9 protein-coding genes are annotated in these 11966 nt (G+C 52.8%); 2 read left to right on the top strand and 7 right to left on the bottom strand.

Features of this window, described 5'->3' with window-relative positions:
* Positions 1–165 precede the first annotated feature (165 nt).
* The 6 genes from rbsR to rbsD all read right to left on the bottom strand — a co-directional run bounded on the left by rbsR (position 166) and on the right by rbsD (position 5995).
* Complete coding sequence (rbsR, locus tag J5069_RS18850) at positions 166–1167, bottom strand: ribose operon transcriptional repressor RbsR (RefSeq protein WP_264645306.1); 1002 nt, start codon at positions 1165–1167, stop codon at positions 166–168.
* A 3-nt stretch (positions 1168–1170) separates the two neighbouring features.
* Entirely contained in the window at positions 1171–2097 is a 927-nt protein-coding gene (gene rbsK / locus J5069_RS18845; RefSeq protein WP_264645305.1) for a ribokinase, read from the bottom strand.
* A 69-nt stretch (positions 2098–2166) separates the two neighbouring features.
* Positions 2167–3057: a ribose ABC transporter substrate-binding protein RbsB gene (rbsB, locus tag J5069_RS18840; protein ID WP_264645304.1), complete on the bottom strand. Its 891-nt coding sequence runs from the start codon at positions 3055–3057 to the stop codon at positions 2167–2169.
* A 29-nt stretch (positions 3058–3086) separates the two neighbouring features.
* Entirely contained in the window at positions 3087–4055 is a 969-nt protein-coding gene (gene rbsC, locus J5069_RS18835; RefSeq protein WP_264645303.1) for a ribose ABC transporter permease, read from the bottom strand.
* Positions 4056–4062: 7 nt separating this feature from the next.
* Positions 4063–5568, bottom strand: a complete 1506-nt coding sequence (rbsA, locus tag J5069_RS18830; protein ID WP_264645302.1) for a ribose ABC transporter ATP-binding protein RbsA — start codon at positions 5566–5568, stop codon at positions 4063–4065.
* A gap of 7 nt (positions 5569–5575) precedes the next feature.
* Positions 5576–5995, bottom strand: a complete 420-nt coding sequence (rbsD, locus tag J5069_RS18825) for a D-ribose pyranase (RefSeq protein WP_264645301.1) — start codon at positions 5993–5995, stop codon at positions 5576–5578.
* Positions 5996–6365: 370 nt separating this feature from the next.
* On the opposite strand from rbsD, the gene J5069_RS18820 reads away from it, so the two are divergent.
* Positions 6366–8075, top strand: coding sequence for a pectate lyase (locus J5069_RS18820; protein WP_413542258.1), 1710 nt, complete (start codon positions 6366–6368; stop codon positions 8073–8075).
* A 207-nt stretch (positions 8076–8282) separates the two neighbouring features.
* On the opposite strand, the gene kup is transcribed toward J5069_RS18820, so the two are convergent.
* The gene (gene kup / locus J5069_RS18815) at positions 8283–10151 is read right to left on the bottom strand and encodes a low affinity potassium transporter Kup (RefSeq protein WP_264645300.1); all 1869 of its coding nucleotides are present in this window, start codon (positions 10149–10151) and stop codon (positions 8283–8285) included.
* A gap of 311 nt (positions 10152–10462) precedes the next feature.
* Here kup and ravA point away from each other — a divergent pair, with 311 nt between their 5' ends.
* Positions 10463–11965, top strand: a complete 1503-nt coding sequence (gene ravA / locus J5069_RS18810; RefSeq protein ID WP_264645299.1) for an ATPase RavA — start codon at positions 10463–10465, stop codon at positions 11963–11965.
* Position 11966: the final 1 nt, after the last annotated feature.

The raw sequence follows: 11966 nt of genomic DNA, 5'->3' as shown, positions 1-11966 counted from the left end.
TGCCGTGTCAGTGGAGGCGCAGTATAGACACTTCTCGTGCCCTGACAAGGGCTAATTTCAATTTTATTTCTGAGTGCGTATTTTTTCGGCGAATCGCATAGCAAACCAGCATAGCTGACGCTATTTCATCGCAACTGCCCCATTTTACCGCGCAGTACATCCTTTTTACCGATGAGCAACCGACTCGCGCATCATCAACTCTGGCGTTAATACCAGCACCGAGGGCTCAGTCTCCGGATGTTCCAAACGGTATAACAGCGTATCGACCGCCAGTTCCCCCAATTCATCTTTAGGTTGATGAATGGTTGTTAGCGGCGGAGACATATAGCGCGCCAGTTCGATATCGTCATAGCCCACCACAGCCATATCCGTTGGAATAGACAATCCCGCCTGATAGAGTGCGTGATAAACCCCGACAGCCATCGCATCATTACTGCAGAACACGGCATCCGGCCTTTTCGCCAGCGACAGCAGTTTACGCATCGCCTGATATCCAGTTTCAAACTCAAAATCACCTAACACCACGTAATCATCAGGAACGGGCAAACCCGCACGCTGCATCGCCTGCCGATAGCCTAACAGTCGGTTATAGGCCGTTGTTTTATCTTGTGGGCCAGCGATACAGGCGATATTACGGTAACCGCTGTCGATCAGATGGCGGGTTGCAATATCTCCGCCAAGCAGGGAATTGTCCTTGATAACATCACTCACGCCTTCAAACGGCGACCAGTCCATCATCACCAGAGGAATTGACGGGTAACGACTAATGGTTTCCGAGGAAGGGCGGTGGTTCTCGGTACACATTAGTAGCAAACCATCAACCCGCTTTTGCATCAAGGTTTCCAGGCTACGGTCCAGCCGATTATGGTCGCCTTCGGTATTGCACAGGATCAGGCTATACCCGCGCTCGTAGCAACTGCGCTCAACGCCTCGCACCACTTCAGCATAAAACGGGTTACTACTGGCCGTTAGCAACATACCGATAGTTTGCGTCTGATTGATCTTCAAACTGCGCGCCAGCGCAGACGGTGCGTAGTTGAGAGACTCCACCGCCGCCAATACCCGATCACGCACCGTATCGCTAACGAAGCGATTGTTATTGATTACATGTGAAACCGTTGACGTCGACACGCCCGCCAGGCGAGCAACATCCTTCATTGTGGCCACGTATCACCCCTGGGAGTGTAAAAATGCGTCGATCTCATTGCGCCACGGCACGGAAGGTTGAGCGCCAGAGCGAGTTACCGCAATGGCAGCGGCAGCATGAGCAAATTTCACTGCTGTTTGCATCGGTTGATTTTCCAGAAGTGCCGTTACCAGCGCACCATTAAAGGTATCACCCGCTGCAATCGTATCTACTGCCTGAACCCGGAAACCGGGAATACGCTGACCTTGTCCATTTTCACTCAGCCACACGCCCCGGCTACCCAGCGTAATCAGCACGGTAGTAATGCCTTTATTATGCAATATTTGCGCTGCCTGTGCGGCATCTTGCTCATTCTGCACGGTAACACCGGTAAGACGCTGCGCTTCCGTTTCATTCGGCGTGATCATATCCACCAGCGCCAGCAGCTCATCCGGCAAGTCACAGGCAGGAGCCGGGTTTAAAATGACACGCGTTTGATGCTGATGCGCCAACTGTGCAGCGGCAATAACGGTCTCCAACGGAGACTCGAGCTGCATTAGCAAGGCAGAAGCATCAACAATCTTTTGACGGTGGCGCGCCAGAACATCGGGAGTGATCGCCGCATTGGCACCCGCGTTAATACCAATCATATTCTCAGCGTCGCCATTGACAAAAATCAGCGCAACGCCCGTGGTTTCATCGGCAACGGTTTCAACGGCAGAAACGTCTATCTGGTCACGAGACAACTGCTCGCGAATACGGGCACCAATGTCATCCTCACCCACGCCAGCGATAAAGGCGATATCGGCACCGCTGCGCCCGGCTGCAACCGCCTGATTAGCACCTTTCCCCCCAAAAGCGACCTGATATTGCTTACCGATCACCGTTTCGCCCGGTTGAGGGAAGTGTGCCAGATTGAGGATATGGTCGGCATTAATACTGCCCAATACCACGAGTTTGCCCGTTTTCATAAAAATCGCCCCAAAAGTGATTAAAAAGCGCCGCCTTGTTCCGGCGGCGCTGCTTATCGTTGTTATGCGTTATTCTTTGGCAACCAGTTTTAGATCAACCGGGATAATCGCCTGTACTTTTTCACCCTTGATGACTTTGTCAGCGGTTTGTACGCCAATTTCACCAATTTTTTCAGGACGTTGTGCAACCGTGGCGGCCAGTTTTCCGCCCTCTACGGCTTTTACACCATCCTGTGTGCCATCAAAACCGACCACAATCACGTCAGTTTTACCCGCAGTTTGCAGAGCACGCAGCGCACCCAGTGCCATTTCATCGTTTTGTGCGAACACCGCTTTTACATCGGGGTGTGCGGTGAGCAGGTTCTGCATTACGTTCAGCCCTTTGGTACGATCGAAATCGGCGGGCTGGCTGGCCAGCATGACAAATTTGTTTTTCTCAGCGGATTTCATGAAGCCGGCTCCGCGCTCACGGGCAGCAGAGGTTCCGGCGATACCTTCCAACTGAATCACCTTGGCACCTTCACCCAATTTTTTCGCGATGAAATCACCGGCGACTTTACCGCCGAAGGCGTTATCAGACGCCACATGGCTCACAACCGTGCCGCTGCCCGCCACGCGGTCCAGGGTAATCACCGGAATGTTGGCCTGATTTGCCAGTTTCACCGCGTTACCTACAGCATCTGAGTCTGTCGGGTTGATCAGCAGCAGCTTGGCACCGCGCACGGTCAGATCCTGAACGTTGGAGAGCTCTTTCGCCGGGTTGTTTTGCGAATCCAGCACCACCAGGTTGTAGCCTAACTTATCAGCTTCTTTTTGCGCGCCGTCTTTCAATGACACGAAGAACGGGTTATTCAGGGTAGAAACCACCAATGCTATTGACTCTTTCGCCAACGCATTGGCGCTCACCGTGGCACTTAATGCAACAGCAGAAACCAGCGTAGCCAGTTTTTTCATATTCATAATCCAATTCCTATGCGTGAGAATGAAGGTTATTTACTGCTTTTGTTATCTACCAAAACCGCCAGCAAAATAACGGCTGCCTTAACGATCATTTGGTAGTAAGAAGAAACACCTAACAGGTTCAGTCCATTGTTGAGGAACCCAAGAATCAGCGCGCCGATGAGCGTGCCGACAATGCGCCCTTTACCGCCCGCCAAACTGGTTCCGCCCAGCACTACTGCTGCAATCGCATCCAGTTCATACCCCGTGCCCGCCGTCGGTTGAGCCGATGACAAACGCGCGACTTCGATAATCCCAGCCAGTGCGGACAACAACCCACATAAGGCGTAGACGATAATTTTAACTTTATCGACGCTGATGCCCGACAAGCGCGTCGCCGCTTCATTGCCGCCCAGCGCATAGATATAACGCCCGAGCCGCGTGTGGTGCAGCATGTACCAGGCAGCGATAAAAACGATAACCATCAGCCAGATTGGTGTAGGAATCCCCAGAGGGCGACCAATACCAAACCAGCCAAAGGCATCCGCAACGTCAGAAAAACCGGTGTTGATCGGGCTGCCGTTGGTGTAGACCATGGTGACGCCGCGCAGCAGCAGCATCATCACCAGCGTGGCGATAAACGCCTGCACTTTCCCTTTGGCGACAATAATGCCGGTGCCCGCGCCAATTGCCGCACCGAGCGCCAACGCGCCAAACACCGCCAGCAGCGCATTCACTTCCAGGCCAACAATCGATGCCGCCACCGCGCCGGTCAGCGCCAGCAGCGATCCAACCGATAAATCGATACCCGATGTCAGAATAACCAGCGTCATTCCTACCGCCATAATGGCGTTCACGGAGGTCTGTTGCAGGATATTGAACAGGTTGTTGACCGTGAAAAAGTTAGGGCTCATGGACGAGACCACTGCGATCAGGATCAGCAGGGCAATCAGCGACTTTTGCTCCAACAGCCACTCTTTACTGAACCAGCGCTTTGCCGTGATAGATTCGGAACTCATGTCTGACTTACTCCTGCTTTACGCTATATTGCTTGCCAACCGCCGCCGCCATCAGCACTTCCTGAGTGGCTTGCTCAATGGAGAATTCACCGCTCAAGCGGCCTTCATGCATCACCAAAATGCGATCGCTCATACCGAGTACTTCCGGCATTTCGGATGACACCAAAATGATGCTGAGGCCTTCCTGCTTGAACTGGTTGATTAACTGGTAGATCTCTTTCTTGGCTCCCACATCGACGCCGCGAGTAGGTTCATCAAGAATCAACACTTTCGGCCGCGTCATTAGCCCGCGAGCAATCGCGACCTTCTGCTGATTACCGCCGGACAACAGGCCAATCGGCTGCGCCATTGAGGGGGTTTTGATATTGAACAAACGGATAAAATCACTGACGGCGGTGCGTTCGTCTTCATGTTTGAGCGCGCCAAAACCACGGCTGAAATAACGCAATGCCGTCAGCGACATGTTCTCTTTGACGGACATCCCCAACACCAGGCCATCGCGTTTGCGATCTTCGGAGATATAAACGATGCCGTTTGCCAGCCCATCCTGCGGACTGCGCGTCACCACCTCACGGCCATCCAACGCCACGTCACCGCGCGTGCGAGGAAGTGCGCCATACAGGATCTTCATCAGTTCGGTACGCCCTGCACCCATCAGGCCGGATACACCGAGAATTTCCCCCTGCCGTAAGGTAAAGCTGACGCCTTCAACACCCGGCCCTGTCAGGTCTTTAACGCTCAAGCGAACATCGCCTGGCACGGTATTCAAGCGCGGATACTGCTCTTCCAGCTTGCGCCCCACCATCATTTCAATGAGCTGTTCTTCATGCAGTTGGTTGACCGGACGCTCACCGATAAACTGACCGTCGCGCAGCACGGTCACGTCATCGCAAATCTCGAAGATCTCTTTCAGGCGGTGGGAGATATAGACGATGCCGCAGCCCTGTGCGGTCAGTTCCTTAATCACGGTGAATAAGGAGGCGGTTTCGGTATCCGTCAGTGCATCCGTGGGTTCATCCATGATGATCACTTTGGATTGAAAGCTCAGCACCTTGGCAATCTCGACCATTTGCTGGTCACCAATCGACAACTCGCCCACCAGTCGGCGGCTGTTGTAGCGCAGGTTAAGCTTTTTCAGCAGCTTATCTGCCTCGGCGTACATCTTTTGCCAATCGATACGCCCCAATGCTCCGGTAAACTCTCGGCCAAGAAAAATATTTTCGGCAATCGTCAGTTGAGGAATCAGGTTAAGTTCCTGGTGAATAATACCGATACCCGCGTGCTGTGACGATTTTGGCCCATTAAAGGCAACCTCCTCTCCAACGAAGCGAATATTGCCGGCATCTTTGCGGTAAATACCGGTGAGCACCTTCATCAGAGTAGATTTCCCGGCGCCATTCTCGCCCACCAGCGCCATCACCTTGCCGGGATAGACATTCAGGGCAGCACCGGACAGCGCTTTTACACCGGGAAAGGTTTTTACTATTCCCTGCAACTGTAATAAAGGTTCCATCTCGGCCTCAGAAGGTTACGCCAGCACACAAAATAATATTGGCATAGGGCGAACATTCACCGCTGCGAAAAACGGCCCTGCTCTGCCCGCTTTGCGTCTTGAATGCCTCATGACTGACATAGTGCAACGCAATAGAATTTCCCTGGTGTTGTTCAAGCTGTTGCAAATGCTCACGAATAGCTTCATGGAGCACCGGGTTCTTCTCGATAATCTCTTGCGCAACAATCGCCGCTTCCACCTGCATCTCCTGCGTAATCACGCTCAGCACCTGTATAAAGGTAGGCACATTGTGTGTTAACGCCAGATCTACACGAGCGGTGGTGTCAGGAATAGGTAACCCTGCATCACACACCACGACTTGGTCAGTGTGCCCAAGGCGGGCAATCACGCTCGAGACTTCGGAATTGAGTAATACGCCTTTTTTCATTATGTCACTCGTTTTGATAACGACAGCGAAACGTTTCGCTTGTAGTAAAGTTTAAGAAAAAGTCCTGATAAAGCAAAAAAGAGTTTGCGGAATTGTGATCGTCATCGAAACGTTTCGCTATCACAAAAAAGAGGCATAAGAAAAACATTAGGTTAGAAAATAGCCGTTGACCACAGGTGTCAGGAGGTTGATCGCAATCACAAATGAAAAAAAACAATGAAACCAGATAGCTAATTTATTAAAACAGCGTTTCTTTTTTCGTATGATTCACCTCACTTCCTTATGCTCACATCACCTTACTCACAATTAAACAATAACGGCACTCTGACGCCTGCCGAAAATCTCTGGTTTGTTAACAAGGACTCTAACGATGAAAAACCTATCCCTCTCTGTGGCAGCCCTCTGCTGTATGGCCGCGCTCGCCACTCAGGCGCACAGCGCCGATCGTTTGACTATCGTAAAACAGTATGCCGATACCGTACTGGATAAAGCGGGCGACCATTATCATGGCACGCAGCCATCACCGTTATTGGCGAGCGGTGTCGATCCGCGCACCGGGAAACAGCTTGAGTGGGTTTTCCCCGATGGACGCACAGCGGTACTCTCCAATTTTTCCGCGCAGCAAAACTTTATGCGCGTACTGGTTGGCCTCTCTAACCTGACGGGCGATGAGCGTTATCAACAGCGCGCCAAAACCAGCGTGCGTTACTATTTCGAGCGCTATCAGGATAAAAGCGGCCTGCTGATTTGGGGGGGACACCGTTTTGTCGATTTGAAAACGCTTCAGCCCGAAGGGCCGAGTGAGAAAGAGTTGGTGCATGAGCTGAAAAATGCCTATCCCTTCTACGAATTGATGTTTGCCGTGGATAAACCGGCTACGGTTCGCTTCATTCGTGCGTTCTGGAATGCCCACGTTTATGACTGGCAAATCTTGGAAACCAGCCGCCACGGTCAGTACGGTAAGGAGATCGGTAAACTGTGGGATAACAGCTTTACCCAGCAACCGCCGTTCTTCGCCACCAAAGGGCTGAGTTTTCTTAACGCCGGTAATGACCTGATCTATTCCGCTTCCCTGCTCTATAAAAATAACCATGAAGCCGGCGCACTGCTGTGGGCAAAACGGCTGGCGGAGCAGTATGTGTTGCCGCGCGATAAAAAAACCGGACTGGGCGTTTACCAGTTCACGCAGGCATTAAAACGCGCTGAAACCAGCGATGACAGCGACACCAACTCCAAATACGGTGACCGCGCTCAACGTCAGTTCGGACCAGAATTTGGGCCTGCTGCGCTGGAAGGCAATATGATGCTGAAGGGTCGCACCAGCACGCTCTATTCCGAGAATGCGCTGATGCAGCTACAACTGGCGAAAGAGTTGGGTAAAGACGGCGATGATATCAAGAAGTGGACGCTGGACGGCCTGAAAGCGTTTGCCAAATACGCCTATGACGAAAGCAACAACACCTTCCGTCCGATGCTGGCCAACGGCACCGATCTCTCCAACTACACGCTACCGCGCGATGGTTACTACGGTAAGAAAGGCACGGTATTGAAAGCCTACCCGGCCAGCAGTGATTTCCTGCTGTCCTACGCCCGCGCCTATACGCTGGAGAAGGATGCTGAACTGTGGAAAGTGGCGCGCGGTATCGCCAAGGGATTGGATCTGGGGGATATCGGCGCAGCGCCGGGTAAAGGCGTCAGCGTCAATGTCAGCACCAAGAACAGCGACCCGTATGCTATTTTTGCGCTGATCGATCTGTGGCAGGCAACGCAGGATAAAACCTACCTGACGGTAGCCGAAAAAGTGGCCGACAACATCGTCAGCAATAATCTGCACAACGGCTTCTTTATGAACTCCGCCAAATATCAATATGCGTCGATTGATAGCATCGATCCCTACGCACTGCTGGCACTGGAAGCTACGCTGAAGAATAAACCACAGGCCGTTGCCCCGTTCCTGAACGGTTCCGGCTTTACCGAGGGAGCTTATCGCATGCCGGACGGCAGCGCTCGCGTCTCCACCCGTGATGATGAGCTGTTTGCCCTCAAGGAAGGGGAAACCTTAAAATCGAACGGTAAATAGTCACCCAAAATGACGCCCTCGGTTTCGAGGGCGTCGAGGTTGCTAACAAACTGCCCTATACCCACCATCATTCCCTGCCTACAGCCCGTCATTCCCGCGCAGGCGGGAATCTCCTACAGAGTAAACGCGTTCCTTCTGACTGAGATCCCCGGCTTTCGCCGAGGATTACGAGGGGGAAAGTGACTTTGTCATCAGCCTGGTCATACACTAAATCTCTACCTGAATCCCCAGCTCTATCAGCCGGTTCGGCGGTATCTCAAACTGATCGGCCGCACGCAACGCATTACGACTCAACATCATAAACACCTTGCCGCGCACCCGCAGATACCAGGGCCGTTTGCCCATGGTCAGCGATTCATTGGACATGAAAAACGATGTTTCCATCATCTGGCAAGCCAATCCCTCCTGCCAGCAGCGGTGAAACACCTCTTCCACGTTGGGCGTTTCCCGCCAGCCATAGTTGGCAATCACGCGCCAGAAGGTGGGAGAGAGCTGTTCAACCGTAACGCGCTGCACGTTATGCACATAGGGAACCGCTTCTGTGCGCATGGTCAGCAGCACCACCCTTTCATGCAACACTTTGTTGTGCTTGAGGTTGTGCAGTAATGCAAACGGGATGACGTGCGTGGCGCGCGAGAGATAGACTGCGGTACCAGGCACCCGCGTCGGCTGATTTTTCTCTAGCGAGACAATCATCGCATCCAGTGAATTACCATGTTCATGCAGACGGCGCAGTAAACGGAAACGCTCGCTCTTCCAGGTCGTCATAATGGTGAACATGATTAATCCCAACGCCAGCGGCAACCAGCCACCGGAGAGGATCTTGACCACGTTGGCAAGAAACAGCGGAATATCAATCAACAGCATGGCTACCAGCAATATTGACACCAGATAGCGGTGCCAGTGCCAGTTTTTTACCGCCACGGTCGCGGAGAGAATGCTGGTCAGCACCATGGTCCCGGTCACCGCAATACCGTAAGCCGCCGCCAGATTGCCAGAATGCTCAAAGCTGACGATGACAATCACTACCGCCGTATACAGCAGCCAGTTTATCGCCGGAATATAAATCTGCCCGGATTCCATGTCTGACGTATGCACAATGCGCATCGGCGGCAGATACCCCAGACGCACCGCCTGACGCGTCAGCGAAAATACGCCGGAGATAACCGCCTGAGAGGCGATGATGGTCGCCAGCGTTGCCAGGATCAGCAGCGGAATCAACGCCCAGTCGGGAGCCAGTAAAAAGAAGGGATTTTTGATGGCTTCTGGGTTACGCAGCAGCAACGCGCCCTGACCAAAATAGTTGAGCACCAACGACGGCAACACCACGGTGAACCACGCTAAGCGAATAGGGAATTTTCCAAAATGCCCCATATCTGCGTAAAGCGCTTCCACCCCGGTGATCGCCAGCACCACGGCCCCCAGCGCGAAGAAAGAGATAAACCTGTATTCGATAAAGAAACGCACGGCGTAAACCGGGTTCAATGCCTGAAGCACCTGCGGCGTTTCCATCACGCTGCGCACGCCCAGCACCGCCAGCGTCAAAAACCAAATCAGCATCACCGGCGCAAACAGCTTGCCCACACTGCTGGTGCCGTGCTTCTGAATGGCGAACAGCAAGGTCAGCACAATCACCGACATTGGCACAATGTAGCTATCCAGCTCAGGCGCAGCAATCTCAATCCCTTCCATCGCGGAAAGCACCGACATCGCCGGGGTGATCACCACCTCACCATAAAAGAATCCGCCGCCAATCAGCCCCATGATCACCACGATGGAGGTCATGCGATCGCTGGTGTGGCGTCCGGCCAGTGACATCAGGGTCAAAATCCCCCCTTCCCCGGCGTTATCGGCCCGCATCACATAGGAGAGATACTTGAGCGACACCACCAGCACCAGCAGCCAGAAGATCAGCGAGAGAAAACCAAATACCGAATGCTGCTCGACGCCAAATCCAAACTGTCCGGAAAGGCATTCCCTTAATGTATAAAGCGGGCTGGTGCCGATATCCCCGTACACCACGCCAATAGCTGCCAAGGTAATGGCAGGAAGCGATTGCTTATGCTCTGAGCTCATAGCGCCTATCTTCTGTTGTTTTCACTTTGCGACTTCCGCTGTTTTCACTGCGTGGAGAGCAACGCGTTTTTCGTAGACTTCGCCCGAAAGCGCACAGTATGCATATATTCATGCAAAAACCCATCCCTTCACGCCGTATCGAAACATCCAGAAATAAACTGGTTTATTGATTAACATAGCCAAAGATGGCAATAATCGACGCAGATACGATTAAAAAAAATCTGTGATCTGCCGTATATTATTGCATCGTCGTTGATGACTTCATCTCTTGTCACCTTGTTTTGCGTCATCAGAGTAAAAACGGATCTCTTATGCTTCAATCAGCCTCTTTGGCCGATCGTATTACGCGCCTCAGCCAAGCTCTTGAACACGGCCTGTATGAACGTCAGCACGCGATTCGCCTGTGCCTGCTCGCCGCGCTCAGCGGCGAAAGCGTGTTTTTGCTGGGGCCGCCGGGCATCGCCAAGAGCATGATCGCGCGTCGCCTGAAGTTCGCTTTTCGTGACGCCCGCGCGTTCGAATACCTGATGACACGCTTCTCTACCCCGGAAGAAGTGTTTGGCCCGCTGTCGATTCAGGCGCTAAAAGATGAAGGGCGCTATCAGCGTCTTACCGGCGGCTACCTGCCGGAGGCGGAAATCGTCTTTCTGGATGAAATCTGGAAAGCCGGTCCGGCCATTCTCAATACCCTGCTGACAGCCATCAATGAACGGCGCTTTCGCAACGGCAGCCATGAAGAAACCATCCCCATGCGGCTGTTGGTTACCGCCTCCAATGAGCTGCCCGAATCAGACAGCAGCTTAGAAGCACTCTATGACCGCATGCTGATTCGCCTGTGGTTGGATAAAGTGCAGGAAAAACAAAACTTCCGCGCATTGCTAACCCACAACGGTAGCGATCGTGACAACCCGGTGCCACCGTCACTGAGCGTCAGCGACGAAGAGTATCAGGCATGGCAAAGCGCCATCGATCGCATCGCCTTGCCGGATGCCTGCTTTGAACTGATTTATGCGCTGCGCCAACAGTTGAATACCACAGACAACGCGCCGTACGTCTCCGATCGACGCTGGAAGAAAGCGCTGCGACTGCTGCAAGCCTGTGCGTTCTTCTCTGGCCGTGAAAGCATTGTTCCGCTCGATGTCATCTTGCTGAAAGATTGCCTGTGGCATGATAGGGATTCACAGACGCTGGTGGAGCAGCACACCGAGCAGCTCGTCACTGCGCACGCCTATCAGCAACAGGCACTGCTGTTCCGCTTGCAGCAATTAAACGTGAAACGGCAGCAATATCAGCAGCAACAAAGCGAGTTGCAGGCGATCACGGTCGAAAAGCAGGGGGCATTCCTCAGCCGTAAAGCCCACTACCTGCTGCCAGCAACGCTGAATAAAGAGACGCTGACCGTGGTGTTGCAGCGTCCGTTGGTACTGAATAATATTGATGTGACACATATCGTGTTAGAAAAAAACGCCTTGCAGTCATGGCTGCAAAAAGGCGGAGAAGGCGAAATCAGGGGAAAACTCAACGGCATCGGGTTTACCCAGCACCTCGATATGTACGTGGATGACCACCTTCATCTTGCGGTGCGCGATATCAGCCTACAGACCACCATTCTTTCTTTACCTGAAAAACGAGACTGTACCTTACCGACAGAACTTACTGATGAATATGAGAAATTGCGTCAACAACTGCGCGAGCAGCGACGTCTGTTTCACCACCATCAACCGTGTTTGTTCATCCCTGCCGACTGGCTGGCAAAAATAGAAGACAGCCTGCAACAGGTCGACGAACAGATACAGCTCTCGTTACAGGATTGAT

The organism is Candidatus Symbiopectobacterium sp. NZEC127, assembly GCF_025962675.1.
Taxonomy (GTDB): Bacteria; Pseudomonadota; Gammaproteobacteria; order Enterobacterales; family Enterobacteriaceae; genus Symbiopectobacterium.
The sequence above is the reverse complement of the archived record's forward strand: the minus strand, read 5'-3'. Positions and strand labels throughout refer to the sequence as shown.

Excerpts from the sequence above, each read along its gene's own strand:
- ravA (WP_264645299.1), top strand. The coding sequence starts at position 10,463 with ATGCTTCAATCAGCCTCTTTGGCCGATCGTATTACGCGCCTCAGCCAA.
- rbsD (WP_264645301.1), bottom strand. The coding sequence starts at position 5,995 with ATGAAAAAAGGCGTATTACTCAATTCCGAAGTCTCGAGCGTGATTGCC.
- kup (WP_264645300.1), bottom strand. The coding sequence starts at position 10,151 with ATGAGCTCAGAGCATAAGCAATCGCTTCCTGCCATTACCTTGGCAGCT.
- rbsA (WP_264645302.1), bottom strand. The coding sequence starts at position 5,568 with ATGGAACCTTTATTACAGTTGCAGGGAATAGTAAAAACCTTTCCCGGT.
- rbsK (WP_264645305.1), bottom strand. The coding sequence starts at position 2,097 with ATGAAAACGGGCAAACTCGTGGTATTGGGCAGTATTAATGCCGACCAT.
- rbsB (WP_264645304.1), bottom strand. The coding sequence starts at position 3,057 with ATGAATATGAAAAAACTGGCTACGCTGGTTTCTGCTGTTGCATTAAGT.
- rbsC (WP_264645303.1), bottom strand. The coding sequence starts at position 4,055 with ATGAGTTCCGAATCTATCACGGCAAAGCGCTGGTTCAGTAAAGAGTGG.
- J5069_RS18820 (WP_413542258.1), top strand. The coding sequence starts at position 6,366 with ATGAAAAACCTATCCCTCTCTGTGGCAGCCCTCTGCTGTATGGCCGCG.